We start from the raw sequence: 24,092 nt of genomic DNA on the forward strand, positions 1-24,092 counted from the left end.
ACCCGGACAGCGGACGGGTCAAACCCCGACTTCCGCTGCTTGCGGCGACGCCCGGGGCTCAGGGAAGCGAGGTGGCCGAACGGTTGAGCAACCAGCCCTCCGGCCACCCCCGTCCCCTCAGCCGAGGCCGCGCCCGGTGGCGGAGGCGAAGCGGAACTCCACGCTCACCGGGAGAGCTTCCAGGTCGAGCGCCTGGCGCAGCCGGGGCAGGGTCTCCGCCGCCAGGTGTTCCCGGACCTCCTGCGGGTCACCGTCGTGGGCCAGTGTGACGACCAAGGCCAGCGTCGGGGTGTCGCGGGTTCCCGCCAGCGTTGCCCGCGCCTGGTGGACGCCGGGATGGGCACGCAGTTCTTCGGTGAACGGGACGACGGCGGTGTCGGCGGCCAGTTCGGTGCGGCCGCGGTCCGGGTCGGTGTCGAAGCGCCACGTCCCGGTCGGTGGCCGGCGGGTCAGCTGGGCGAGGATCCAGCGCAGCGCCGGCAGGCCCAGCAGCACCGCGACCGCGGCGGTGACGTACCAGACCCACGTCGGCGGCGCGGCCGTGCCGGGCACCAGCGTGGCCGCCGGGTCGAGGACGTGCAGGCGCCCGAAGTGCGTCGCCACCGCGAATCCGCCGGCGACCAGCAGGAGCAGCCCCAGCACGGCCAGGACCGTGCGGTTGAGCCGCGCCGGGCGGTTGAGGTCGGTCATGTCGTCCTCCTCGGGGCGCGGACCCGCACCGTCACCGCGGGGCGGGTGGCCGGGCCGATGCGGTCCAGCCGGCCGGCCACCGCCGTGCGGACGGCGTCGGCCAGGCCGTCGGGACGGGTGCGGGCGGTGTCGACGCGGACCTTGACCCGCCGTCGGCCGAGCTTCACCCGGGCCGCGGAAACGCCGTCGACGCCGGCCGCGGCGGCGCGCAGGGTCGTGCGGTAGCCGCCGCGCGCGACGCCGGAGTCGAACCGCCCGGCCAGAGGCAGCACGGTGGCCGTCCCCGGCAGGATCGCGGCCAGCAGCAGCACCAAGCCGGTCAGCGCCGGAACGCCTCCGGCGACGGCGGTCGCGAGATCGGTCCAGCGCAGGTCGTGCAGGGTGGCGGCGACGGTGTCGTAGCTGATCCAGGGGCGCTCGCCGAGGATGCGCTGGATGGCGCTCACGGCGACGAGCACGCACACCGCCAGCAGCACGAGCGCGCTCAGCAGGGCCGGGACGCTGCGGCGCGGACGGCGTTTCATTCGACCCTCCGAGAGCTGGCGGCGGTGGTGTGCAAGGCGGTGACGGTGAGGTCGACGCGGGTGACGGTCAGCCCGGTCAGCTCCTCGACGCGTCGCTCGAGGTGCGCGCGGGCCCGCTCGCTCGTCCGGGTCACGGAGGCTGGGTAGGTGATCGAGAGGCGCACCTCCAGCGTCACCTCGCCGCCGGTGACGTGGGCGGTGACCTTGGCGGAACGGCCGGGGTCTTCGGCGCCGAGGCTGACGCCGAGGACCCGGCCGACGGCGCCGCCGACATCGTCGATCTCGAGTACCGCGTGGGCGGCCAGGCGGTGCACGGCCTGATCGGCGACGGTCAGCGTGCCGCGTTCGAGGGTGGCGGTCACGGCGCTCAGCCCCGGTCGCGCCCGGACAGCCGGGACAGGTCGAGCTTGCCGTCGAGGACGCGGCCGACCAGGAACCCGATCGCGCCGAGGACGGCGACGGCGGCGAACGCCCCGAACCCGCCGAAGGCGACCGCCAGGCCGAGCGCGAGGCCGGCCAGGAGGCCGAGCTGGGTGGAATTCACGACACCTTCTCCTTCGCTTGCTGCTCCACAGTGGACTGTTCGGCGAGGTCCGCCAGGATGACGTGCACGGCCCGCCCGGTGACGGCGACCGCGGCCCGCACGGCCGCGGCGAGCTCGGCGGCCACCATTGGAACGTGCGCGGTGACGGCGATGGTGACGTCGTTCTCGCGGACCCGGACGCCCTCGATCCGCCGCGGCGGGTCGAGGGTGGCGATCTCCCCGAACCGGCCGCCGTGCAGGCCGGCCACCCCGGGCAAGGCCCGCACGGCGGCGGCGATCCGGGCGGCGTCGGGCTCGGCTGTCACTGCACCCGGCCGGTGTCGGTGGTCTCGCCGTCGTCGTCGGAGGGCAGGTGGAGGTCACCGACGTGGATGTTGACCTCGACCACCTCCAGCCCGGTCATCTGCTCGACCGCGGTGATCACGTTGCGGCGCACGGAACGCGAGAGGTCGGCGATGGCGACGCCGTACTCGACGACCACCTGCAGGTCGACGGCGGCCTGCTTCTCCCCCACCTCGACCGACACGCCCTGACCGGCCGAGGCGGTCGCGCCCGGGATCCGCTCCCGGATCGCCGAGAACGCCCGGGCCGCACCCCCGCCGAGGGCGTGCACGCCGGGGATTTCGCGGGTGGCCAGGCCGGCGATCTTCTGCACCACGACGTCGGAGATCGACGTCGAGCCCTGAGCACTCACCAGTGCGCCCTCCGTCTTCGCGGCGGGCTGGGACGAGGTGGTCTGCGCGGGAACCTTGGTGGCAGCAGCGGTCATCGCGGTGTCTCCTTAGCACGGAACGGATGTCTTCTGTTGACGGAGGAACCGACTTCGGTTGCTTCCTCCACACAGGACAGACACCCGAGCGGGACGATCGTCACGACCCGATCGTGTGAAGCACACCACTCACCCACAAGGCGGGCTCCTGCCCGCCGACCGCTCCACCACGACGACACCGGCTTAACCGTCCGCTGGACAGCCCTGCCTCCACGCTGAGCCGCTTGCCCGGGGCTCCGGTTGTTCCGCCACGGCGTGGCACGAGCACTCGTCGCACGCGCTAACGAACACCGCTCGGTTCGCGACATCCCGGGTGCAAGCCCACGCGGGACATCGGCGAAAGGTCATCCACGTTGAGCGCCATCGCCGATCCGGCCCCTTCTGAACCGTCATGGCGACACCTGGTCGAGGTCAGCGACGCCGTCGGCGGAACGGGCGCCCGAGACCGACCGTGAGGTTGGCCGGTCGATCGGCGGGTATGCGGCAGCCGCATGCCCCCGGCGTTTGCGGCTCCGAACCGGCGGACGGGGAGCCTCGGTGACGTAGTGGAGGTCGGTGGGTGTCCACTTTGCCTCGCCGTCGCCAGTGCGCGGCTACCGGCTCCCCACCCAGCCGGGCCGGTGGTCCGCCGGCGGGGGTCCGCAGTGATTGCCGGCTTCGCCCGAACTCGTCCGCTGCGCCGGTCTTGGCTTAGGCTGCAAGCCATGCCCATGATCGATTCGTTGACCCCGGCCGAGGCGTTCGAGTTGCTGCGCGCCGGAAACCACCGCTTCGTAGCGGGTACCCCGGAGCACCCCAACCAGGACGCGGCCCGCCGCGCCGAGCTCGCGCCCGGCCAACGGCCGTTCGCCGTGCTGTTCGGGTGTTCGGACTCCCGGCTGGCCGCCGAAATCATCTTCGATCGCGGCCTGGGTGACCTGTTCGTCGTCCGCACCGCGGGGCACGTGGCCGGCTCCGAGGTGCTGGGCAGCATCGAGTACGGGGTCGCGGTGCTGGATTGCCCGCTGGTGGTGGTCCTCGGTCACGACTCGTGCGGCGCGGTGGGCGCCGCGTCCGCCGCCCTGGAGGACGGGGTGACGCCCAGCGGGTACATCCGGGACGTCGTCGAGCGCGTGACGCCCAGCGTGCTGGCCGCCCGGGCCGCCGGGCGGGTGGAACCGGACGAGGTCCTCGCCGAGCACGTTCGCCACACGGTGGACCTGCTGCTGGAGCGCTCCCGCGTGCTCGCCGACCGGGTCGACGCGGGCCGGGCCGCGGTCGTGGGCCTGTGCTACCGGCTGGCCGACGGCCGAGCCGACGTGGTGGCGGCCCGCGGCCTCGACGTCACCGCCGGCTCCGCGCCCTGACCGGACTCGGCGCCGGTCAACGGAGTTCGCGGGGTCCGGCCGCGCGACGAAGCCGGTTGGCGATCGCGAGGCCGAGTCCTTCCTCCACCGGTAGGGACGCGACGATGAGGTCGCATCCCAGCTGGTCGAGTTCTCGCAGGAACCCGTACAGCCCGCGCGCGTAGCCGGCCATCGAGTCCGGGACCGTCACCACGGCGTGCGCCTTCACCGGAACGTCGGCGCAGGCGGGCGGGAGAAAGACGCCCACCTGGTGTCCCTGCTCTTGCGCGGCCTGCGCTGCGGTGGCGATCTCCTCCGGCTCGACCAGGACGACCCTTGCGCGGGGCGCGTAGTGCGACGGATGTTGGCCGGGGACCCGGATGGCGCTCGTCGCACCGGCTGTGACCGGGCGTCCGAGCACCGCTTCGAGGTCCTCCGGCGTGACCCCGCCGGGCCGCAGGACGCTCGGGGTGTCGCTGGTGGCGTCGACGATGGTCGACTCGACACCCACGTCGCAGGAACCACCGTCCAGTACGAAGTCGACGGCGTCACCGAGCTCGGCTCGGACGTGGTCGGCCGTGGTGGGGCTGACCGAGCCGAAGCGGTTGGCCGACGGCGCCGCGACACCGCCGCCGAAGGCCGACAGCAGCTCGAGTGCGACAGGGTGGGCAGGCACCCGAATGGCCACCGTCTCCAGACCGCCGGTCGCTTCCAGCGGCACCCGGCGACCGCGTCGCAGGACGAGCGTGAGCGGTCCCGGCCAGAAGCGCTCGGCCAGCACGAGTGCTGTCTCGGGCACGTCGGCGACCCAGTCGCCCAGCTGCTCGGCGGCGCCGAGGTGGACGATCAGCGGGTGGGTCGGCGGGCGGCCCTTGACCTGGAACACCCGCGCCACAGCGGCGGGGTCCTCGGCGTTGGCGCCCAGCCCGTACACCGTTTCGGTGGGGACGGCGACCAGGCCCCCGGCGCGCAGGACGCCGGCGGCCTTGCCGATATCACTGGCTCCAGATGTCACTCTCGAACCTTTCTGACCGTTTCGGTGGAGTTGCCGTCGAGCACGAGAGCACGGCGGGGCCGTAACATCCACGATGCGCTCCAGCAGCGTAGAACCGGCAACCTGGCCGCCGCCCACAGGCCCACCGTGCACGGTCGCTCCTGGGTTCGAGACAACCCGGCAGGGCGCCACCCGCGGCCATAGCCGCCCCGGACTTCTGCCGTTGGAGCGCATTCCTGCGCGAGCAGCTCACCACGGCGCGACCAGCGTCACGTCACTGACAGAGGGCGAGACGCCGCCGGCGCCGGCCTGCTGGACTTCGCGCCGGTCGGCAACCTCGGCGGGCGAGAACGGCCTCGACCTCGACTCGATCACCGGCCAGGCCAGTGCGGTCGAGCAGCTCAAGGCCCTCACCCAGAACATCACCGACCCGTTCACCGCCGCGGGCGACCTCGCCGGCAGCATCGACCACGTCGGCGGCGGCCAGGCCGACCCGGTCACCACCGTCACCGGCGCGCTCGGCGACCTCACCGGAAACCTCGGCGTGCACACCGGCATCGAGCGTCTGGGCACTGGTGCCGGTTCAGGCTCTTCCCCGCCGTTTGGCACTGAGCTGTCCGAACCGGTCAAAGGGCCGGTCGCCGCCACGACCCTGGAGTGATCCGGCGGTGGCGACGACCGGCGGACGCCGCCGCTTCGGCGTCCCCGGCAGCGGATCTCCTGCTACCCGCCGCCAGACTGCGATCGCTGTCCGAGTCAAGACGAGCGAAGGACGGCTGCCCCGGGCTCCACGAAGTAGGTGGAAGCTCGAGGCAGCCGTCCGGTGCCGGCCGCCCGTCGGCGGCCAAGCCGGTGTTACCTGTTGGTGCCCGGGGTCAGCACCTTGTCGATCACGAAGACCGTCGCGTTCTTCGTGGGGATGTTGCCGCACAGGACCTTCGCGCCGTTGACGGTCAGGTTGTCGCCCGAGCCCTCGATCTTCAGCGGCCCGCCCCCGGTGTTCAGCGACTCCAGCGTGCCGGCCGACTCGAGACCCTTGGCGTCGTAGCGCTTGCCGACGACGTGGTACTGCAGGATCGGCGCCAGCTCGGCCGGCTTGCCCGCCAGCTCGGCGAACTTCGCGTCGCCCAGCGCCGCGAACGCCGGGTCGGCCGGGGCGAACACGGTGATGGCCTGCTGGCTGTTGAGCGTGTCGACCAGGTTGGTGGCCTTGACCGCCGCCACCAGCTTGGTCAGCAGCGGGTTGGTCGACGCGGCCGAAGCGACCGGCTGCGGGCCCATCGAGTCCAGCGAACCGGGCGCGGAACCCTGCGGCAGCTGCGAACAGGCGGGGCCGAAGACGTCGGCGTTGGTCGTCACGCCGTCCCCGGCGGCCATGCTCGACGACGGCGCGGCCATCGACGACGGCGCGGGGGCCGGGGCGCTGCTGGAACTCCCGGAAGAAGCGGTGTCGCTGCCGCTGCACGCGGTCAGTGTGAGAGCCGCCGCCGCGGTCAGACCAATACCGGCAATACGAAGGTTACGCACGAGAATTCACTCCAATTGATTACGCGGCTGAGGCTGCCGAGTCGGCGAGAACCTCTTGTTGCCAGTGATTCGGTGCTTGCCGCGGAACGGATTGGTCGATCGCCGATTTTTTCTCAGGCTGCGGTGAACGTGACGTTGTGCCACCCTGTCGCGCCGTCCGGCACCGTGCCCGCACGCTGGTCGGTCTGGGTGTAGCCGGACTTGTCGGTGGCACGGCAGAACACCTGGTGCACGCCGGCGGGCAGGTCGACTTCGGTCCACCACATCCGCCACGTGTTCAGGTTGACCTCGTGCGACAGCGTGGTTTCCCGCCACGGTCCCTGGTCGACGCGGACCTCGACCTTCTCGATCCCCGTGTGCTGCGCCCACGCGACTCCGGCGACGCGAACCTTGCCCACGGGCACGGTGGCGAAGCCGCGGTGCGAATCGATCCGCGACTCGGTCTTGATCGGCGCCTCACGGGCCCAGCTGCGCTTGAGCCAGTAAGCCTGGCGGGCGCCCCACGTCGTGACTTCGATGTCCACGACCCATTTCGTCGCCGATACATACCCGTACAGCCCCGGGGTGACCAGCCGGGCCGGGAACCCGTGCTCCAGCGGCAGCGGTTCCCCGTTCATCCCGATCGCCAGCATCGCGCCGCGGCCGCGGTCCTGGGCCGCGGCGACCGGCGTCCCGGACGTCCAGCCGTCGACGCTGGTGCAGAACAGCTGCTCCGCGCCGGGTTTCACGCCCGCCTCGGCCAGCAGGTCGGCCAGGTCCACGCCGATGAAGTTGGACGTCGACACGTAGTCGCCACCGACCTCATTGGACACGCACGTCATCGTCACCGTCCGCTCGACCAACGGACGGTTGCGGATGTCGTTGTAGCTGTAGCGGATCTCGCGGTCGACCATGCCGTGCAGCCGCAGGCTCCAGTCTTCCGTGCGCAGCTGCGGCACCGACAGCGCGGTGTCGACGCGGTAGAACTTGTCGTTCGGCGTCACGAACGGCGGAGTGCCGAGCTTGGCGAAGTCGGCGTCGGCCGGGATCATCGGCGCGGTGCGTGCGGGCACGAGCTTGCCGACCGCTTCCCGGGACGCCGTGGCGTCCCGGGAAGAGCCGATCAGCTGACCGCCGAGCCCGGCCGCGCCGGCGCCGACGACGACCCCGGCCCCACCCAGCAGGAACGCCCGCCGCGACGTCCCGGTCTTCTCGTCGGATCCGGCTTCCCGCCAGACGCGTGGCGCGATCCGGTGCAGGAGACGGAAGACGGCGATGCCCACGACCAGGCTGGCGATCGGCGCGAGCAGCGCCACGGCGGTCAGGTCGGGCCGCTCGAACACCGCGAACGCACCGACCAGGCCGAAGAGCGCGATCAGCACGGTGCCGGGAACGGGCGACCGTCGCGACAGGACTCCCGCGAGCGCGGCGACGCCCAGCATGACCACGGCCATGCTGCCCAGCAGCACCAGCTTGTCGTAGGTGCCGAAGGTCCGGACGGCGAAGTCCTTCAACTCCACCGGTGTCAGGTCGATCGCGCCGTTGCCCACCGCGAGGTAGGGCGAGGCGTTGACGCTGATGAACCCCGCGACCAGATGCCCGGCCGCCAGCGCGGCGACCAGCGCGAGGACGCCGGTGAACGCGGCGGCGAAGAAACGCAGCCGACCGCGCTGTGGCGCTGAGGAAGCGTCTGGAACGTCGAGCTCGGTGACGGTCATAGGGAGGATTCGGAGCCGGCCGGTCGAAGTATTGGTCCGCGCTTCGCTCGATCCACTGTGGACAGCGAATAGGCACTGCTCCCTGTGGGTGACGAGCTGGGTTTTCCGTCACAGCGCCAATCCGCGAGGCCGGCCGAACCGAACTCCTCATGGCACGCCGCCGACCGCGGCGCCCGGAAGGACAGGTGCCATGACCGCCCGCGCAGTCGCGCTCCGCGCCGTCACCGATCCGGTGACGGAACCGCGGAGCACACCCGAACAGCTGCTCGCCCTCGCCGCCCGCGGCGACGAGCAGGCCTTCGCCGCGCTCTACGACCAGCTGGCCGGGCCGATCTTCGGCACCGTGTTGCGGGTGCTGCGCTCGCGGGCACACGCCGAGGAGGTCACCCAGGAGGTCCTGCTCGAGATCTGGCGCAAGGCGGCGACGTTCGACGTCGCACGCGGACGCGTGCAGACCTGGGCGCTGACCATCGCCCACCGGCGCGCGATCGACCGGGTCCGGACCGAGCAGGCGTGCGTCAACCGGGAGGACCGAGCCGACCGGCTGGACCCGCGTCGTCCCTACGACGACGTCACCGAGACGACGCTGGACCGCCTCGACCGGGCACAGGTCCGCGCCGCCTTGGCGGCTCTGACCGAGCTCCAGCGGGAGTCGATCCTGCTCGCCTACTTTCAGGGTTACACCACCCGGGAGGTTTCCGAACGACTCGGTGTCGCGGTCGGCACCGTCAAGACCCGCATGCGAGATGGCCTGATCCGCCTGCGCGACGCTCTGGGAGTGCACCGATGACCACCGCCGACGCCCACATCCTCGCCGGCGCCTACGCCCTCGACGCGGTCGACGACCTCGAACGCGCCGCCTTCACCCGCCACCTGGGCGAATGCCCGGTCTGCGCCGGGGAAGTCGCCGGCTTCCGCGAAACCGCCGCTCTGCTGGGCACCGCGGCTGCCGTCGGCCCGGACGAGAGCCTCCGTCGGCGCGTGCTCGCCGAGGTCGTCCAGACGCGGCAGCTCCCGCCCCAGGTCACCGCCGAACCGGCCGTCTCGGCGCGTCGCGCGCCGTGGCGCAAGCGTGCGCTGATCGGCGTGACGTCCGTCGCCGCGGCAGGGGCTCTGCTCGTCGGGGGAATCGGCATCGGGCTGGACCAGCCGGTCTCCGGCCGTCCGGTGCCGGTGGCCGACGGCGCGGTGACGTCCGCGCCCGACGCGACCACCGTGCGCACGGCCGCAACCGGTGGCGGCTCGGTCTCGGCCACGATCTCCCGGCGGCTGGGCAAGGTCCTCGTCGCCCAGTCGCTCCCCTCGCTGGACGCCGGGCACGCCTACGAGGTGTGGCTGACCGGGCCGGGTGCGCCGCGGTCGGCGGGGCTGGTCGGACCCGACGGCACCATCGAGGTCGCCCTCCCCGCAGGCGTCGACGGTGTGGCGGTGACCGTCGAGCCCGCCACCGGATCGCTGCGGCCGACCACCCCGTCGATCGCGAACCTCACAGTCGGCTGACCCGCCGCCTTCGTCTCGCCTTCTCGCGCATGAAAGAGCGGGGCAGCGGATTCCTCCGATGCCCCGCTCCTCGGTGCTCCCGCGAACCGTCAGACGGTGTGCGGGCTGTGCGCGACGGTGTTCCAGCCATGGGACAGGACGCCGGCGTCGCCGCCGTTGCCCGCCCGACCGGAGTTGCCGCCGGTGGTGGTGCTGTGGTTCCCCGCGTCACCGGTCCAGCCGGTGGCGCCGGTGTCACCCGAGTTGCCCGAGGTCACCGTGGTGGCCGACTTCGTGCCGTTCTCGTGGTTCCCACCACGGTTGTTCCAGCCACAGTCGTGGTTCCAGCCGCCGTGGTTCCCGCGGCCGCTGTTCTGGTCGCCCACGGTCCACACGATGGCGCTGTTGCCGCCTGTCGAGCCCGAGTCACCCGAGTTGCCGGACTTGCCGCTCACGGCGTTGTCGTGGCTGGTGGCATTTCCGGCGTCGCCGGAGTTGCCACCGTTACCGCCCTTGGCGGTGCCGGTGACCCAGCCCAGGACGCCCGTGTCGCCGCCCCGGTGCTTCCGGCCGTGCCCACCGTTGTTCGTGGCGGAGTTGTCGCCGGACGCGATCGTGGCGGCATCGCCGCCGTTGCCCGCGTTGCCGGAGTTCCCGCCGGTGGTGGTGCTGGTGTTGCCGGCGTCGCCGGTCGAACCGGTGGCGCCGGTGTTCCCGGAGTCACCCGAGGTCACCGTGGTGGAGCACTGCGCCAGCAGGCAGAGGCCGTAGGCGCTGTTGCCGCCGGTCGAGTCGGAGTTCCCGGAGTTGCCCGAGTTCCCCGACACGGCGTTGTCGGAGCTGGTGGCGTTCCCGGCGTCGCCGGAGTTGCCGCCGTTGCCGCCCTTCGCGGTGCCGGTCACCGAGCCGAGGACGCCGCGGGTGCCCCGCGAGTCCGCGATGTTCTCGCCCGACGCCGCCGACGTCCCGGAGCCGCCGTGGCCGGCGTTCCCGGAGTGGCCGCCGGTGGTGGCGCTGGTGTTCGAGGCGTTCCCGGTCGAGCCGGTCGCGCCCGTGTTCCCGGAGTTGCCGAGGACACCGAGGTGCTGCACTTGGCCAGGACGCAGACGCCGTAGGCGCTGTTCCCGCCGGTCGAGCCGGAGTTGCCCGAGTCGCCGGAGTCCCCGCTGACAGCGTTGGTGCCGCTGCTCGCGTTGCCGCCGGAACCGGAGTCGCCGCCGTTGCCGCCGGCTGAGGTGCCGGAGACCACGGAGTGCAGCGTGTTCCCGAGCCCGCCCAGCGGGCCCGCGTTCCCGGTGTCCGCACTGGCCACCGCTCCACCCAGCAGGACGAACCCGCCGGAGATGAACGCGGCGGTCAGGCCGCGTCGTACGTACTTGTGCATGACTTCCCTTTCACACTCTCTGTCCATTGTGGATTTGAGGATGGAAAGGGTTCGTCAGCTCGGATGGTCGTTTCCATAGAAGACCAGCCAGTACAACGACGGAGGGCCACCCGGCGGGGCCCGCCAGGTGCGGTCCGTGCCCGGCATGCTCGAACCGGACCCGGTCACGGCGGACTCACCGCAGTGCTGCCCGGCCGACGCCACCGAGGTGGCACCGCTCGCCGCGGGCGTGGCGGGCGTCGGTGGCACACTGCCGCCACCGTCCGATCCGGACATCCGGCCGGCCACTTCGTGATCGGCCGGCACCACCTGCTGCCGTTCCTCCTGCGCAGCGGAAGGCTGCGCATGCTCCGAAAGCGGTTCGTCCACAGCCGAGCGCGAGCGCGTCGTCGACGGTCACTTCGTCCAGCAGGCTGGTGTACACCAGGAACCGCCGCTCCGGTTCGGACAGTCCGGAAAGGACGTGCGTGGAGAGGTAGTCGCGGAACCGGTGCGGTGCGTCGGCGACGGCACCGTCGGCGAAGAGGATTCCCGCCGCCCAGCCGCCGGTGACGCGGATGGCCTCGGCCGCCTCCGACGCCGGCCGGCCGGCCAGGCTCAACGCTTCCGCGGCCTCGTCGAGGTCGAAGGCGAGGTCCGGACCGGTGAGCTCGGCGACCCGGGTCAGTTCCCCGGTCGAACCGGTGTCCAGCGGCAGGGCGGTCCGGGAAAGGAGGATGATCCCGACGTCCGCGGGTGCGTAGCGGGCCAGTGCGGACAGGACGGTCAGTGCCTCGTCGCTGCCGGCGATCCGCTCGGCGTTGTCGCAGACGAGCACGAGCCCGGTGCCGTGCAGGCTTTCGGCGAGCAGTCCCGCCGCCTCGCCGATCAGGATGCCGGCGGCGAGCGCGTCGGTCGCCGCGCCCCGCGCCTCGGGAGCGTGCGGCGCGACCGCAGCCTCGGTGTACAGCAGCAGGCGTCCCGCCGCCGCTTCCGTACCGTCCAGCGACAGCCAGGCCACCGGCCGGTCGAGGTCCTGCAGCGCCATGGCGACGGCGGTGGTCTTGCCCGAGCCCGCCGCCGCGTACACCGCGAGGACGTTCGCCCGCCCGAGCAGGGCGTGGATGCGGCCGGTCAGCCGGTCCCGCCGGACCAGCCGGTCACCGACGACCGGCGGCGCCAGCTTCCGCCGGATGATGGTCCGCGCACCCGGCTCCGGCGTCGCGCCGGGTTCGGAAGGCGCCACGCGATGCACCTCCCCTCGCGTCCGGCTCGTCCGCTCTGCAGTGTCTCCCGAGCACCACGGGTGGGCAACGCGGGATTTCGCGCGGATTAACGGGCCTGGTTCGGCCTCAGTCCCGGTGCAGGAAAGCCACTTCGGCCGGTTGTGCCGCCCGCCGCCGCGCCAGTTGGACGACGCCGGTGCCGAGAACGGTCACGGGGGTCGCGACGCCGTCGACGACCGCCGTGTACCGGCCCGGGCGGGGAATCGCCAGAGCCGGATCGAGCACCAGGCGGTCGTCGCCGGATGCGCGGGCGGGCAGCGCGTGCGGCCGGCCGAGCAGCCGCGCGGCCCGCTCGACGTCACCGGCGGCGACCAGGTCCCGGATTCGGGACGAGGACACGACGTCCTCCCCGACGGTCACCATCTCCGCGACGGTGGTGGCGAACCGCCGGTCCGCCTGCAGCAGCTGCGCGTCGGCCCCGCCGCGCGCGCCGAACCGGAAGTTCGCCCCGACCGCCACCCGGACCGCGCCGAGCCGGCCGAGGAGCACCTCGTCGACGAACGTGGCCGCGGCCAGCGCCGCCCACTCGCGGTCGAACGGGATGACCACGACCTCCCGCACGCCGAGCGCGGCGAGTCTCCGCCGCTTGCCGGCCACGTCGGTCAGCAGCCGGGGGCCGCCGCCGGGGCGCACCACCGAACGCGGGTGCGGATGCGGGTCGAAGGTCAGCACCGTCTCGCAGCCGGCGATCACCCGCGCGTGTCCCAAGTGGACACCGTCGAAGGTGCCGACCGCGACCGCGCGGCGGCCCGGCCGCACCTGCCGGATGTCGACGAGGCGGGCGGGTGCGCTGTCCGGGGTCCGGACAACTCCGGGACTTTCCATGGTTCCTCCCCCGTTCCGGGCTCGAAGCCGCCGATCGTGCCCCGCCGCGTGTTAGCGGCGCGAGAGCCGCTCGGCTCGCCGGCGGGCACGGTGTGAACGGCCCTGTTAGCGCGGTTTGTCAGCGCCGGCCGGCTCGCGGTGCAGTGGAGGCCGAACTGCCGGGGACAAGCCGAAGGAGACCCGAATGGTGGCACGCAGGGAGCAGGCGGAGCGGCGCACGGCGCTGGTGACCGGAGCCGGCCGCGGGATCGGCTACGCGGTGGCGCGGCACCTGGCCGAGCAAGGCGTGGCGGTCGCGCTGCTGGCCCGTGACGAGACCGCGCTGAAGGACGCCGCGGTCCGGCTGGGCGGGGAAACGCTGGCCGTGCCCGCGGACGTGCGCGACGGCGAGTCCGTCGACGCCGCCGTCGGTCAGGCGTACGCCTGGCACGGCCGGCTCGACGTCGTCGTCAACTGCGCCGGCCCCCAGATCGCTTCGGCGCCGCTCGCCGACACCGAGCACGGGGTGCTCGGGGGTGCGCTCGACACGAAGCTCCGCGGCTTCGTCCGCGTCGCGAAGGCCGCGCTGCCCAAGATGACCGGGGGCGCGATCGTCAACATCGCGGGAGCCACGGCGCACGTGCTGGTCCCGGGAGCCGCGGTCACCGGGATCACCAACGCGGCGGTCGTGGCGTTGACGAGCTACCTGGCGGCCGAAGCCGCGCCCCGCGGCGTCCGGGTCAACGCCGTGTCGCCGGGGATGACGCTGACTGAAGGCTGGCTCGCCCGCCATGAGGCGATGGCCGGGAAGCAGGGCCTGACCGCCGACGCGGTGCGCGCGAACATGGCCGACGCGCTCGGGATCCACCTGGGCCGCTGGGCGCACCCGAAAGAGATCGCCGCCGCGGTCGCGTTCCTCGCCTCCGACGACGCGTCCTACATCACCGGCCAGGTGCTGCGCGTCGACGGCGGCCTGACGAAGCCGGTGGCCTGATGCCGTTCATCCAGATCACCATCGCCCAGGGACACGACCCGTCCGTGAAGCGCGACCTGCTGGCCGCGGTGTCCGCGGCCGCCGCCGAGGCCACCGGAACGCCGGAGAGCGCATTCCGGGTCTGGCTCGTCGAGGTGCCCGACACCGAGGTCATGGTCGGGGGCACGATCCTGCACGACACCCGCCACCCGCGGGCCACGCCGTGACGGCCGGGTTCGAGTACGTCGGCCTCCCCTACCGCATCCTCTTCGGCCGGGGGCTGCTGGAAAAGGTCGACGACGAGGTCACCCGCCTGGGCCGGTCCCGCGTGCTGCTGCTGAGCGCCGGCGATCTCGCGGAACCGGGCGACCGGGTCGAAAAGCTGCTCGGGCCGTTGTGCGTCGCCCGGTTCGACGGCGCTGCCCTGCACACCCCGGTCGGCGTGACCGAGGAGGCGATGGGACACCTGCGCGCGAGCGACGCCGACTGCGTGGTCGCGGTCGGCGGGGGCTCGACGACCGGGCTGTCGAAGGCGCTGGCCGCCCGGACCGGCGTCGACCAGGTCATCCTCCCCACCACCTACGCGGGCTCCGAGGTCACCCCGGTGCTCGGCGAGACCGCCGGCGGGAAGAAGACCACCCGATCGTCGCCGTCGATCCTGCCCGAAACGGTGATCTACGACGTGGAGCTCTCCCGCGGGCTACCCGTGCCGATCGCCGTCACGAGCGCGGTCAACGCGCTCGCCCACGCGGTTGAGGCGCTGTATCCGGCCCAGGCCAACCCGATCGTCGACGGCTGGGCCTTCGACGCGATCTCCGGCATCGGAACCGGACTGCGCCGCCTCGCCGACGAGCCCACCGACCTCGATGTGCGGTCGGATCTGCTCCGGGGAGCGTGGCTGGCCGGGATGTGCCTGGCCTCGGTGGGCATGGGCCTGCACCACAAGCTCTGCCACGTGCTGGGCGGCAGCTTCGGGCTGCCGCACGCGAGCACGCACACCGTGGTCCTCCCGCACGTGATGAGCTACAACGCACCGGCCGTGCCGGAGGTGATGGAGCGGATCGGCCGGGCGCTGGACACGCCCGACGCGCCTTCGGGCGTGTTCGACCTGATCGAACGGCTGGACGGTCCTACGAGCCTGCGCTCGCTCGGCCTCGGCCTCGGCGATCTCGGCGAGGTGGCGGACCAGGTGACCGCCTCGCCGTACCCGAACCCGCAGCCGCTGACCCGCAAGGAAATCCTGGAACTGCTCACCGGAGCCTGGCACGGCGTTCGGCCCTGACGTGGAGGTGCCCGTGCCCACACTGGCCGAAATCCGGTCGATCACTCCGGGAGGTGTGCTCGCGGTCGCGCTCACGACGGTCGCGATGTACGGGGTTTTCCTCGTGCTGGTGCGGGTCATGGGCCGGCGCAGCCTGGCGGCGATGTCGGTCTACGACACCGCCGCCGTCATGGCGTTCGGCGCGGTACTCGGCCGGACCGCCCTCCTGAGCGTCCCGACGCCGGCCGGGGGTGTGGTCGCGATGGTGACTTTGTTCGTGCTGCAGCGGTTGTTCGCACTCGCGCGGAAGAGCCGCTGGTTCGGCAGGGCGCTGCGGCTGGAGCCGATTCTGCTCATGGAGGGTCCGCAGGTCCGCCGCGCCGGCCTGCTGCACGCCCGGATCACCCCGGACGAACTGCGCCAGCACCTCCGGCTGGCCGGCATCACCCGCCTCGACGACGTCGCCTGGGTCGTCCTCGAGGCCGACGGCCGGGTGAGCGTGGCCCGGCGGGATTCCGCACCGGACCCCTTCCTGGTCGAAGACCTCGCCGGCTGCGGCGAGCGGGAGCCCTCCGGACAGCCCGGGTCCCCAGGCTGTCCGGAAGCGGGGGACGTCAGCCCGCGACGTGGTGCCGGCTGGTGATGGCCACGCGGTTGAACGCGTTGATCACCGTGGTGAGCCACGCGACAGCCGAAATCTGCTCCGCGGTGAGCACCGACGCGGCGGCGGCGTAGTCCTCGTCGCCGACGTGCCCGTCCGCCACCCGGGTGATGGCCTCGGTCAACCGCAACGCCGCCCGGTCGGTGTCGGAGAAGTAGCCCGTCTCCTCCCAGGCGGGCAGCACGGCGATCCGGTCGGGGTTCTCCCCCTTCTTGAGGGCGTCACCGGTGTGCATCCGCAGGCAGAACGCGCAGCCGTTGAGCTGGGAGGCGCGGATCCGCACCAGCTCGACCAGGAGCGGGTCGAGACCCGCCGCGACGGCGGCCTTCTCCGCTTCCGAGGAAAGGCCGATGAGTGCCTTGTAGGCAGCCGGGTGCTGTTTGTCGATGCTGACGCGTGGGGTGTTCGTCATCACTTTCTCCGATTTCTTGGATATCACTGGTGGGCGTCGTCGACTTTGAGCTCGGCTCCGTTGTCGGCGACGAAGACGACCAGCAGCCTGGCCTGTTCCGTTCCGCTCGGGTTTTCCGTGAGGACGTGGTGGGCGCCCGGCTGCTCGGTCCAGTTCTCCCCGGTGCGGAAAGTGCCGGCGGGTTTGTCGTCGACTTGGCTGCGCACAGTTCCTTCGAGGACGTAGGCGTAGACGAAAGCGCTGCCGTGCCGGTGCGGTGCCGCGTGCGCGCCGGGAGGGAAGGTGACGATCGCCGAGGTGAAGGTCTTTCCCTGCACGCCGGGAAGTGCCTGCTGGAGCAAGGGTTTCAGGGTCTCCGCGGGTGGCTGCGCCACCGGCGCGGTTGTCGGGGTCGTTGCCGAGGCGGGGTGGTCCGCGGCCGCGCAGGCCGTGACCCCGGTCACCGCGGCGACGGCCAGGACACCGCCGGCGATCCGCAGTCCGGGCCTGGTGTATTTCATGACTTTCCTCACCGGGAGGGGAAATGCGCGAACGGGCCTGCTCGCGAGCGTTCCCTCGGCTCCCTTTTTCGTTCTCGTCAGGGAGACGAGGTAGCTCCTCCGGGTGTGACAGTCAGAGGTGAGAAAGTTTGTCCGGGTTGATGACCCGGCGGTACGCGGTGATCCGGCCGTCGGTGATCTGCACCGTGTCGACGGAGTAGATGCGACCGTGCCGGTAGCACACAAGGGAAAGCTCGCCGCCCACTTCGAGGAGGTCGATGCGGTCCACCTGCCACTGGCGGCCCACTCGCACCATTACCTCGGCGATGCGCTCGCCGCCGTGGATGAGCTTGCGGGCCGCCGAGACCTTGCCGCCGCCGTCGGTGACGTAGACCGCGTCCGGGTCCAGGAGCCTGACCAAGCCGGCCAGGTCACCGGATTGGTAGGCGGCGCGGAAGGTCGCCAGCACCCGTTCGCGCTCCGCCTTCGGTGCCCGCGGAGCGGACTGCTTCGCCTTGGCCACCCGCCGCCGCGCCCGCGAGGCCAGCTGCCGGGCCGCGGGCACGGAGACGTCCAGCACCTCCGCGATCCGGCCGAAGTCCAACTCGAAGACATCGTGCAGGACGAAGGCCACCCGCTCCGGCGGGGTCAGCTCCTCCATGACCAGCAGCATCGCGGCGCTGACCGACTCGTCGACGAGCACCGGCTCCGACGCGTCCGGTCCGGTCAGCAGCGGTTCCGGCAGCCAAGGCCCGACATAGGCTTCCCGGCGCACGCGAGCGCTCTTGAGGATGTCGTAGGCCCGGCGCGCGGCCACCGTGACCAGCCAGGCCCGCAGGTCGTCCACTTCGCGGAGATCGGAACCGGCCGCCCGCAGCCACACGTCCTGGGCGACGTCCTCGGCATCGGCCACGCTTCCCAGCAGCCGGTACGCCACACCGAAGACCGCGGGCCGATGCGTCTCCCACTCGGCACCGAGCCGGTCCGCCTGCCCGGCGTCTCGCGACGCACGCTCGTCGACCACGCGACCGCGCCCTCCTCCGGCTTGCCGGCTCGACGTACCTTCCCCCCCACTCGGATGCTTACCGGAAGATCCTTGGCTGAGCGAATCGGGGATACTCGAGTCCTTTCCGGAGGGTCAGCTCGGCCACGGCGAGCCGGTGATGCGCTCGACCGTCGTCGTGCGCCGGAAGCCGGGAACGAAGTGTTCGAGGTAGTCGGAGCTCACGGTGCCGTTCGTGGTGTCGGGGCGGTTCTTCAACCCGTCGACGGAGGTACGCAGGAACTCGTTCTTGAAGTCCCCCCGCGGGTGGGCGGCGAGGATTTCGGCCAGCCGTTCACGGTCCAGTTCGTCCAAGCCGAAGCCGAGCACGTCGGTCAGGACGCCGTAGTACGTCACCGCGATCTCCGGGGCCATCCGGCCGGGGATGCCCGGGGTGGTGTGCAGGGCGATCGCCGTCCAGACCGTCTCGGCGGCGGTGGCCGGGAAACCGCGGTCCAGCAGGAACTTCCGCGTGGTCGGCGCCGTCGACTTCGAAACGCTGCTCGGCCTCGGAGAACGGGACTCCTAGACCGACATCGTGGAACATGGCCGCCAGGTAGAGCAGCTCCGGATTCGGCTGCACACCGAGCCGGTCCGCGTGCAGCAGGCCGAAGAAGAACACCCGCCGCGAGTGGTGGTAGATGAGTGGGCTGGTCGTTTCCCGGATGTGCGAAGTCGCCTCGGCGACCGCCTGCGTATCCGGGATTTCCAGCTCTGCGATGACCTCTGACATGCTTCCATGCTGCTCGCCGATCGCCGCCCGGCGCCGCCTTCGTCCGGCCAGGAACCCCTCGAATCCGGACGTGCTACGAATGACCTGTGCCCGTTCACCGTGTCGCGTTCCTCGTCTACGACGGGGTGACCCTGCTGGACCTCGCGGGTCCCGCGGAAGTTTTCAAAAAGGCGAACCGGTTCGGCGCCGAGTACCGGATCGTGCTGCTGTCGCCCACCGGCGCGGACGTGACGTCGAGCCTGGGGGGTCCGGCTCGCGGTCGACGCCGCCGTCACGGCCGAACCGGCTCCGGGCACGTTTCTGGTGGCCGGCTCCGACGTCTATCCGCGCGCCCGTGTTCCCGGCGACCTGGCGGACGCGGCGCGGGTACCGGCCTCGGCGGCCGGCCGGGTCGCGTCGATCTGCACCGGGGCGTTCGTCCTCGCCGCCGCGGGCCTGCTCGACGGCAAACGCGCGACCACACACTGGCAGGTCGCGCACGAACTCGCCACCAGGTGCCCGACCTGCCGCGTGGAGCCGGACGCGATCTACGTCCGCGACGGCGCCACCTACACGTCGGCGGGCGTGACGGCCGGCATCGACCTGGCGCTCGCCCTGGTCGAGGAGGACCACGGGCCCAGCCTGGCGCGTGACGTCGCCCGCGCCCTGGTCGTGTACATGCAGCGGGCGGGTGGCCAGTCCCAGTTCTCGGCGCCCCTGCGGGGGACACCACCCCGCTCGCCGGCGCTGCGCACGATCACCGACCTGGTGACGGCTGATCCCGGCGGGGACCACTCGCTCGCCGGGCTCGCCAAGCACCTCAACGTGAGCACCCGGCACCTCACCCGGCTCTTCCACGACGAGCTGGCCACGACGCCGGCCCGCTACGTCGAAAACATCCGGTTCGAACTGGCCAGGGCCCTGCTCGACCAGGGGCACACCGCGACACAGGCCGCGACCCTCGCCGGCTTCCCCGGTTACGAAAGCCTGCGGCGGGTCTTCGCCAAGAAGCTGTCGATCAGCCCGGCCGCCTATCAGCGCCGGTTCGGCACAGCTCGCCGCTGACCGGCCAGCACCACGTCGATCAGTGACCGCGCGGTGGCTCGGAGCCGGTCCGGATCCTGGTAGACGCGTTCCATCACGACGATGCCACGGGTCATGGTGACCAGCACCCGCGCCGCGTCGGCCGCGGGGAGCGCGAGCCGGGTGTCTTCGGCTGACAGCCGATCGCGGACGAGGTGTTCCAGACCGTCGAGCAGACGGCGCAACGCGGCGTTGATCCGTTCGCCGTCGGCCTTCGAGTCGATCGCCGTCTTGGTCGTCAGGCACCCGCGAGCGGGCTCGCCGGTGGTCATGGACGTGATCGTGAAGTCGAAGAACGCCCGGAGGGCACGGTCGACGTCCGGATCGGCGAGCACGCGGGCCGCCTTGGCGAGGAAGTCGCGGGCGTAGTCCTCGAACACCTGCAGGAACAGGGTTTCCTTGTCCTGATAGGCGTTGTAGAGCGAGCCGCGCAGGACGCCCGAGGCGTTCGCGATGTCCTGGATGGACGTCGCGCCGTACCCCTTCGCCCAGAAGATGTCCCTCGCCAGCTCGAGGGTGCGCCGCTCGTCGAACTGCCGCTTGCCCGCCACGGCGTCAGCCTACCCCATCTTTGACAGGTCGATCAAAGATGAGCTACGTTCCAAACATGACAGCTGTGTCAAAGATGAGTCCTCCCCTGCTCGACCTGCGGGAACGCCGCACCCTGATCACCGGAGCCGGCAGCGGGATCGGCCGCGCGCTGGCCCTGGAGCTGGCGTCCCGGCGGGGCGTGCTGGCCCTCGCCGGCCGCCGCGCCGAGCCTCTGGCCGAAACGGCGGCACTGGTCGCCGAACGCGGCGGCATCGCGCACCCGATCACCGCCGACCTCACCGCCGACGGCGAACCGGACCGCGTGGTCGCCGCCGCGGTCGAAGCGCTCGGCGGCCTCGACGTCCTGATCAACAACGCGGGGAACGTCCGGGCGGCACCCCTCGAGGACATCGACGTGGCGGACATCCGGGCCATGGTCGCCCTCAACCTGCTGGCCCCCGTCCTCACGACCCGGGCAGCGCTACCGCACCTCCGCGCCGCGGGCGCGGCGCACGGAAACGCCGCCCTGGTCGGGATTTCCTCGGCCGCGGGCCTGGTCGGCACGCCGTTCTACGCGACGTACGCCGCCACGAAGGCCGGAGTCATGCGCTTCGGCGAAGCCCTGCGGCGCGAGCTGTACGGCAGCGGCATCCACGTCGCCTCGGTCTACCCCGGCCCGGTCGACACGCCCATGATGGCCACGACCCGAGCCGGCGCGGACCTGGGCTACGGCCTGCGGCCCGTCGACGAGGTGGTCGCGGAGATCGTGGCCGGGCTGGAGGAGCGCCGGATCGACATCAACACCCAGCTGCCCGAACGCCGTGCGATGCAGGAGCTCAACGCCCGGGATCCACTCGCCGTCGACGCCGCCCTCGCGCCCAAGCTCGCCGAACTCCGGGCCGCTGTCAGCACCCACCGCAGCATCTGAACCACAGATTCCTTTGCCCGTTTCGCATTTCCACGCGGTCATGGACGACAACCTGGTCCACTTGTCGTCGCCGTTACCCGAGGCCTCCGCGAGGACCCCGCCCGCTACTTCCGGCTACGCGTCAGGCGATGGTCAACGCGACGCGCCCCCATAGAAGACGCCGGCCGCGTTGCTGGAACGCCTTACCCGCTTCCCGGCGCGAGACGCTCGGCTTCCCGTGCTCGGCGACGATCGGCGACCAATTCCGCGACAGGTCGTATGGGTGAGGACATCCGTTACTCCCGCTGGTTGCGGCGGATCTACTTGCAGGCTGCGGTCTGGCCAGCCCCATAGGCGGCCTGGGCCTTCGTGAAGCCGTCACCCGCCGACGATGACAGCTGCTGCTTCAACCCCGAGCAAGAGAACGACGTGAAGCTCAAGTAGTTCTCCGCCGACTTGACCGCCTGCGCGTTCCAGTCCACCGACAGGCTGTCGACGGCCTGGGTCGCCACATCCTTCGGGAACCCGTCGCCGGCCGACGAGGACAGCTGCCGGATCAGGCCGTTGCGCGAGAACGCGGTGAAGCTCAGGTAGTTCTGGGCGGAGGCGCGGGCCTGCTCGACCTGCGGCGGGAACTTGGGTGCTTCGCTCGTGGTGGGTGCCGGCGGCTCGACCGGAGCAGTGGCCGCGGCCGAAGCGGCGGCGTCGTTCAGGTTGGGGCTGGTGGTCGGAATGTGGTCGGGCGCGGCGACCGAGCTGGTCAGGGCAGCGGCGGGCATCCCGTTGGCGGCGTCGTTGACCGCCTTGCCGAAGGCCGCGGTCCAGAGCACGCAGATGACCAGCCCGATCGCCGACAGCACGACGGCGGTGATGGCCAGCCCCTTGTTGCTCGCCTGGCCCCGGTTGGCGCGCAGCGTCCCGACGATGCCGAAGATCAGCCCGAGGATCGTCAGCGGCCACGCGACGATCCCGATGATCGGGATGAACGCGAAGATCAACCCGATCAGGCCGAGCACGAACCCGGCCGTGCCGAGGCCGTTCTTGGGGTGGTTCGCCACCGGCATCGGCACCGACGGCGGCATGGGGGCGTAAGACACGGGGCTGCCTCTTTCAGTCCAGCGGCGACGCAACGGAACGCGTCACGCTGTGGCATTCGTCGACATCCGCATCCCGCGCGTAACAGTGCCCGAAAGCCGCTTCCGGTCACGAAAAGGACTCAGCCGGCGATGTTCACGATCATTTCCGCTGGTGACCGCAGTGAGCGACTGACTCACCGCCGTTACCTAGGGTAATAAATTGAAACTTCAAGTTCACTCGTTCGGAGCAAGTAGAGACGTGGGACGACGTCGCCCCGAGCTGAGTTACGACATGAGCGCTCACTGTCACTGGCTGGCGGCGAGCCTGCGAGACGACGACCCACCCTCACCTCCGGAGCCGCGGAAGACGCGTGCGTCGGGAGCGCCGCGGGCTAGATGACGCGTTGACGGCGCTGATCGGACGAACCGCTCAGAGCGCGCCGTCATGACCCAACGGCCGCGACATCCGTCCAGCGTGATCCCACCAGCGACCGCAGGCTGCCCAGCTCATGACCGAGACCTCCGGCCGGGAGTCCGCGATCGATGCGATCGTGGTCGGTGAATACGAACGCGCCTTCACCGGCACCCGGTTCGCCACCCTCTACAGCTGGTGCAACCGCCACGGTATTCAGCTCTGGTTCCCCGAGACAGCCGGTCCGGTCGATTTGAGCAACCGCGATCACCGGGCACTGATGTCGCTGCTGGCCACCCAGTCCCAGCGCGAAGTCCTCCGCGCCCGCCGCCGGGTACTGGCGGCGATGCAACAACCAGGCCACCCGGCAAGGCCGCTACCTCGGCGGCCGACCACCCTACGGCTACCAGCTCGTCGACGCCGGTCCCCACCCCAACCCCGCCGACGCCCGCTGGGGCCGACGCCTCCAACGCCTCGCACCCGACCCACGAACCGCGCCACACGTAGCCTGGATCTTCCGGCAACGCCTGGCCGGGCACAGCGTCGCCAGCATCGCCCGACACTTCGATGAGCGTGGTGCGCCCTGTCCATCGAGCGCCGACCCGGACCGCAACCGGCACCGCACCCGCGGAGCCTGGACGCTGCGCACGGTCGCCGTGATCCTGGCGAACCCGCGCTACACCGGCCGCCAGACCTGGAACCGCCGCGCCACCGACACCAGAGGCCCAGCCGCAACGCCGGCCCTGTCAGCGAAGGCCGCCCATCTAGCGGTCGTCACCGAACAGGACTTCATCGCCGCGCAGCAGATCCGTGCGGCGCGACCGGCCAGTGACGGCCGGGCTCGCCGGTTCGCCCTGGCCGGCTTGATTCACTGCGGTGTCTGCGACCGGCGGCTGGATTCGCATTGGAACCACGGACGTGCGACCTACCGCTGCCGTCACGGCTACAACAGCACTCAGTGCGCGGGCCAGTCGCGGCCGAAGACGCTTTACATCCGCGAGGACTACCTCGTCGAGGAGATCAGCGTCCGACTCGGAGAAGAAGGCAACGACACGCCGGAGCTTGACCGACCACGACACAGACGCGTGGCCGCGGCGCTGCGCCACTCAAGAATGATCATCGTCTCGCGAGCACGAGCGCCGTCCCACCCGTCAAGGAACTCACTCGCGCCGAGGCGGGCTCGAGCCGGGACGGCCGCCGCGCCAGGCGAGATAGAGACCAGCCAGCGCCGTGGTGACCACAGCAAGCTCTGGGAACCGCGGGTGGTCGCCGGCGAGAAGAGGCCTCTACGCGTGGGGCCCGCCGCCCCTCGCCGTCGTTCCTCGCGCCGGAGGACTTGGCGGACCTGCTGACCGACGCCCACGACGGGGACTCAACCACCGGTGGGCTTCGCGCGTGAAGGGAGCAGCCCGGCCGTCACGTGTTGATTGTCTGGTGAATTCTGCTCTGTTCCGTTTGTCCGTGTTCCGTGTTACGTTCGGTTGACGGGCCCGCGGTAGTGCTCCGGGCTCGGCGTGGCCGCCCGCCCGGAGTGCTTCGCC

Annotated in this window: 31 protein-coding genes and 1 pseudogene; 12 read left to right on the forward strand and 20 right to left on the reverse strand. The window is 71.5% G+C overall.

The window, feature by feature from the left end; genetic code table 11:
- Positions 1–117 precede the first annotated feature (117 nt).
- From ABFJ78_RS33340 to ABFJ78_RS33365, 6 genes are read right to left on the reverse strand one after another with little or no spacing between them, the layout of a single operon-like run.
- The gene (locus ABFJ78_RS33340) at positions 118–690 is read right to left on the reverse strand and encodes an alkaline shock response membrane anchor protein AmaP (RefSeq protein ID WP_436390815.1); all 573 of its coding nucleotides are present in this window, start codon (positions 688–690) and stop codon (positions 118–120) included.
- Entirely contained in the window at positions 687–1,214 is a 528-nt protein-coding gene (locus tag ABFJ78_RS33345) for a DUF6286 domain-containing protein (RefSeq protein WP_436390817.1), read from the reverse strand. The genes ABFJ78_RS33340 and ABFJ78_RS33345 overlap by 4 nt, the downstream gene beginning before the upstream one ends.
- The gene (locus tag ABFJ78_RS33350) at positions 1,211–1,576 is read right to left on the reverse strand and encodes an Asp23/Gls24 family envelope stress response protein (protein ID WP_436390819.1); all 366 of its coding nucleotides are present in this window, start codon (positions 1,574–1,576) and stop codon (positions 1,211–1,213) included. The genes ABFJ78_RS33345 and ABFJ78_RS33350 overlap by 4 nt, the downstream gene beginning before the upstream one ends.
- 5 nt (positions 1,577–1,581) lie before the next feature.
- Positions 1,582–1,758 carry a hypothetical protein gene (locus ABFJ78_RS33355; protein WP_436390821.1) on the reverse strand — a complete coding sequence of 59 codons (177 nt, stop codon included), beginning with the start codon at positions 1,756–1,758 and terminating at the stop codon, positions 1,582–1,584.
- Positions 1,755–2,063 carry a hypothetical protein gene (locus tag ABFJ78_RS33360; protein ID WP_436390822.1) on the reverse strand — a complete coding sequence of 103 codons (309 nt, stop codon included), beginning with the start codon at positions 2,061–2,063 and terminating at the stop codon, positions 1,755–1,757. The genes ABFJ78_RS33355 and ABFJ78_RS33360 overlap by 4 nt, the downstream gene beginning before the upstream one ends.
- The gene (locus ABFJ78_RS33365; protein ID WP_436390824.1) at positions 2,060–2,527 is read right to left on the reverse strand and encodes an Asp23/Gls24 family envelope stress response protein; all 468 of its coding nucleotides are present in this window, start codon (positions 2,525–2,527) and stop codon (positions 2,060–2,062) included. The genes ABFJ78_RS33360 and ABFJ78_RS33365 overlap by 4 nt, the downstream gene beginning before the upstream one ends.
- A gap of 704 nt (positions 2,528–3,231) precedes the next feature.
- On the opposite strand from ABFJ78_RS33365, the gene ABFJ78_RS33370 reads away from it, so the two are divergent.
- Positions 3,232–3,873 (forward strand): carbonic anhydrase, encoded by a 642-nt coding sequence (locus ABFJ78_RS33370; protein ID WP_436390826.1) that lies wholly within the window; start codon positions 3,232–3,234, stop codon positions 3,871–3,873.
- A gap of 16 nt (positions 3,874–3,889) precedes the next feature.
- Here the strand turns inward: ABFJ78_RS33370 and ABFJ78_RS33375 are convergent, their stop codons facing one another.
- Positions 3,890–4,867, reverse strand: a complete 978-nt coding sequence (locus tag ABFJ78_RS33375) for an L-threonylcarbamoyladenylate synthase (RefSeq protein ID WP_436390827.1) — start codon at positions 4,865–4,867, stop codon at positions 3,890–3,892.
- A gap of 73 nt (positions 4,868–4,940) precedes the next feature.
- Here ABFJ78_RS33375 and ABFJ78_RS33380 point away from each other — a divergent pair, with 73 nt between their 5' ends.
- Positions 4,941–5,507: a hypothetical protein gene (locus ABFJ78_RS33380; protein WP_436390829.1), complete on the forward strand. Its 567-nt coding sequence runs from the start codon at positions 4,941–4,943 to the stop codon at positions 5,505–5,507.
- A gap of 194 nt (positions 5,508–5,701) precedes the next feature.
- On the opposite strand, the gene ABFJ78_RS33385 is transcribed toward ABFJ78_RS33380, so the two are convergent.
- Positions 5,702–6,373: a fasciclin domain-containing protein gene (locus tag ABFJ78_RS33385; protein ID WP_436390831.1), complete on the reverse strand. Its 672-nt coding sequence runs from the start codon at positions 6,371–6,373 to the stop codon at positions 5,702–5,704.
- Positions 6,374–6,486: 113 nt separating this feature from the next.
- Complete coding sequence (locus ABFJ78_RS33390; protein ID WP_436390832.1) at positions 6,487–8,070, reverse strand: molybdopterin-dependent oxidoreductase; 1,584 nt, start codon at positions 8,068–8,070, stop codon at positions 6,487–6,489.
- 190 nt (positions 8,071–8,260) lie between these two features.
- On the opposite strand from ABFJ78_RS33390, the gene sigK reads away from it, so the two are divergent.
- Both sigK and ABFJ78_RS33400 read left to right on the forward strand, forming a co-directional pair.
- Complete coding sequence (gene sigK / locus ABFJ78_RS33395) at positions 8,261–8,860, forward strand: ECF RNA polymerase sigma factor SigK (RefSeq protein WP_436390834.1); 600 nt, start codon at positions 8,261–8,263, stop codon at positions 8,858–8,860.
- Positions 8,857–9,570, forward strand: a complete 714-nt coding sequence (locus ABFJ78_RS33400) for an anti-sigma factor (protein ID WP_436390836.1) — start codon at positions 8,857–8,859, stop codon at positions 9,568–9,570. Before sigK ends, ABFJ78_RS33400 begins: the two co-directional genes overlap by 4 nt.
- 89 nt (positions 9,571–9,659) lie before the next feature.
- On the opposite strand, the gene ABFJ78_RS33405 is transcribed toward ABFJ78_RS33400, so the two are convergent.
- The 3 genes from ABFJ78_RS33405 to ABFJ78_RS33415 form a co-directional block, all read right to left on the reverse strand.
- Positions 9,660–10,640, reverse strand: a complete 981-nt coding sequence (locus tag ABFJ78_RS33405) for a hypothetical protein (protein ID WP_436390838.1) — start codon at positions 10,638–10,640, stop codon at positions 9,660–9,662.
- Between the two features lie 468 nt (positions 10,641–11,108).
- Positions 11,109–12,158, reverse strand: a complete 1,050-nt coding sequence (locus tag ABFJ78_RS33410; protein ID WP_436390839.1) for a hypothetical protein — start codon at positions 12,156–12,158, stop codon at positions 11,109–11,111.
- Between the two features lie 106 nt (positions 12,159–12,264).
- Positions 12,265–13,023, reverse strand: a complete 759-nt coding sequence (locus ABFJ78_RS33415) for an FAD synthetase family protein (RefSeq protein ID WP_436390841.1) — start codon at positions 13,021–13,023, stop codon at positions 12,265–12,267.
- A gap of 184 nt (positions 13,024–13,207) precedes the next feature.
- On the opposite strand from ABFJ78_RS33415, the gene ABFJ78_RS33420 reads away from it, so the two are divergent.
- Genes ABFJ78_RS33420 through ABFJ78_RS33435 form a run of 4 tightly spaced genes read left to right on the forward strand, consistent with a single transcriptional unit; the run spans position 13,208 to position 15,879 of the window.
- Positions 13,208–13,996 (forward strand): SDR family NAD(P)-dependent oxidoreductase, encoded by a 789-nt coding sequence (locus ABFJ78_RS33420; protein WP_436390843.1) that lies wholly within the window; start codon positions 13,208–13,210, stop codon positions 13,994–13,996.
- Positions 13,996–14,202 (forward strand): tautomerase family protein, encoded by a 207-nt coding sequence (locus ABFJ78_RS33425; protein ID WP_436390845.1) that lies wholly within the window; start codon positions 13,996–13,998, stop codon positions 14,200–14,202. The genes ABFJ78_RS33420 and ABFJ78_RS33425 overlap by 1 nt, the downstream gene beginning before the upstream one ends.
- The gene (locus ABFJ78_RS33430; protein ID WP_436390847.1) at positions 14,199–15,257 is read left to right on the forward strand and encodes a maleylacetate reductase; all 1,059 of its coding nucleotides are present in this window, start codon (positions 14,199–14,201) and stop codon (positions 15,255–15,257) included. The genes ABFJ78_RS33425 and ABFJ78_RS33430 overlap by 4 nt, the downstream gene beginning before the upstream one ends.
- 13 nt (positions 15,258–15,270) lie before the next feature.
- Positions 15,271–15,879 carry a DUF421 domain-containing protein gene (locus ABFJ78_RS33435; RefSeq protein WP_436390849.1) on the forward strand — a complete coding sequence of 203 codons (609 nt, stop codon included), beginning with the start codon at positions 15,271–15,273 and terminating at the stop codon, positions 15,877–15,879.
- Here the strand turns inward: ABFJ78_RS33435 and ABFJ78_RS33440 are convergent.
- The 4 genes from ABFJ78_RS33440 to ABFJ78_RS33455 form a co-directional block, all read right to left on the reverse strand.
- Positions 15,851–16,309: a carboxymuconolactone decarboxylase family protein gene (locus ABFJ78_RS33440; RefSeq protein WP_436390851.1), complete on the reverse strand. Its 459-nt coding sequence runs from the start codon at positions 16,307–16,309 to the stop codon at positions 15,851–15,853. The genes ABFJ78_RS33435 and ABFJ78_RS33440 overlap by 29 nt on opposite strands.
- Positions 16,310–16,332: 23 nt before the next feature.
- Positions 16,333–16,809, reverse strand: a complete 477-nt coding sequence (locus ABFJ78_RS33445) for a cupin domain-containing protein (RefSeq protein ID WP_436390853.1) — start codon at positions 16,807–16,809, stop codon at positions 16,333–16,335.
- A gap of 112 nt (positions 16,810–16,921) precedes the next feature.
- Positions 16,922–17,812, reverse strand: a complete 891-nt coding sequence (sigJ, locus tag ABFJ78_RS33450) for an RNA polymerase sigma factor SigJ (RefSeq protein WP_436390855.1) — start codon at positions 17,810–17,812, stop codon at positions 16,922–16,924.
- Between the two features lie 114 nt (positions 17,813–17,926).
- Positions 17,927–18,205 carry a hypothetical protein gene (locus ABFJ78_RS33455; RefSeq protein WP_436391490.1) on the reverse strand — a complete coding sequence of 93 codons (279 nt, stop codon included), beginning with the start codon at positions 18,203–18,205 and terminating at the stop codon, positions 17,927–17,929.
- Positions 18,206–18,227: 22 nt separating this feature from the next.
- On the opposite strand from ABFJ78_RS33455, the gene ABFJ78_RS33460 reads away from it, so the two are divergent.
- Positions 18,228–18,359 (forward strand): hypothetical protein, encoded by a 132-nt coding sequence (locus tag ABFJ78_RS33460; protein WP_436391492.1) that lies wholly within the window; start codon positions 18,228–18,230, stop codon positions 18,357–18,359.
- Positions 18,360–18,371: 12 nt separating this feature from the next.
- On the opposite strand, the pseudogene ABFJ78_RS33465 reads toward ABFJ78_RS33460, so the two are convergent.
- Positions 18,372–18,563: pseudogene (locus tag ABFJ78_RS33465) on the reverse strand (diguanylate cyclase); the annotation flags it as partial.
- 303 nt (positions 18,564–18,866) lie between these two features.
- Here ABFJ78_RS33465 and ABFJ78_RS33470 point away from each other — a divergent pair.
- Complete coding sequence (locus tag ABFJ78_RS33470; protein ID WP_436390857.1) at positions 18,867–19,607, forward strand: GlxA family transcriptional regulator; 741 nt, start codon at positions 18,867–18,869, stop codon at positions 19,605–19,607.
- Here the strand turns inward: ABFJ78_RS33470 and ABFJ78_RS33475 are convergent.
- Positions 19,577–20,176: a TetR/AcrR family transcriptional regulator gene (locus tag ABFJ78_RS33475; RefSeq protein WP_436390859.1), complete on the reverse strand. Its 600-nt coding sequence runs from the start codon at positions 20,174–20,176 to the stop codon at positions 19,577–19,579. The genes ABFJ78_RS33470 and ABFJ78_RS33475 overlap by 31 nt on opposite strands.
- 56 nt (positions 20,177–20,232) lie before the next feature.
- On the opposite strand from ABFJ78_RS33475, the gene ABFJ78_RS33480 reads away from it, so the two are divergent.
- Positions 20,233–21,084 (forward strand): SDR family NAD(P)-dependent oxidoreductase, encoded by an 852-nt coding sequence (locus ABFJ78_RS33480; RefSeq protein ID WP_436390861.1) that lies wholly within the window; start codon positions 20,233–20,235, stop codon positions 21,082–21,084.
- 299 nt (positions 21,085–21,383) lie between these two features.
- Here the strand turns inward: ABFJ78_RS33480 and ABFJ78_RS33485 are convergent, their stop codons facing one another.
- Both ABFJ78_RS33485 and ABFJ78_RS33490 read right to left on the reverse strand, forming a co-directional pair.
- The gene (locus tag ABFJ78_RS33485) at positions 21,384–22,160 is read right to left on the reverse strand and encodes an Ltp family lipoprotein (protein ID WP_436390863.1); all 777 of its coding nucleotides are present in this window, start codon (positions 22,158–22,160) and stop codon (positions 21,384–21,386) included.
- A 422-nt stretch (positions 22,161–22,582) separates the two neighbouring features.
- On the reverse strand, positions 22,583–22,915 hold the full coding sequence (locus tag ABFJ78_RS33490; RefSeq protein WP_436390865.1) for a hypothetical protein: 333 nt from the start codon (positions 22,913–22,915) through the stop codon (positions 22,583–22,585).
- 163 nt (positions 22,916–23,078) lie between these two features.
- On the opposite strand from ABFJ78_RS33490, the gene ABFJ78_RS33495 reads away from it, so the two are divergent.
- Entirely contained in the window at positions 23,079–23,903 is an 825-nt protein-coding gene (locus ABFJ78_RS33495; protein WP_436391472.1) for a recombinase family protein, read from the forward strand.
- Positions 23,904–24,092 lie beyond the last annotated feature (189 nt).

The organism is Amycolatopsis sp. MEPSY49 (assembly GCF_051337345.1).
GTDB lineage: Bacteria > Actinomycetota > Actinomycetes > Mycobacteriales > Pseudonocardiaceae > Amycolatopsis.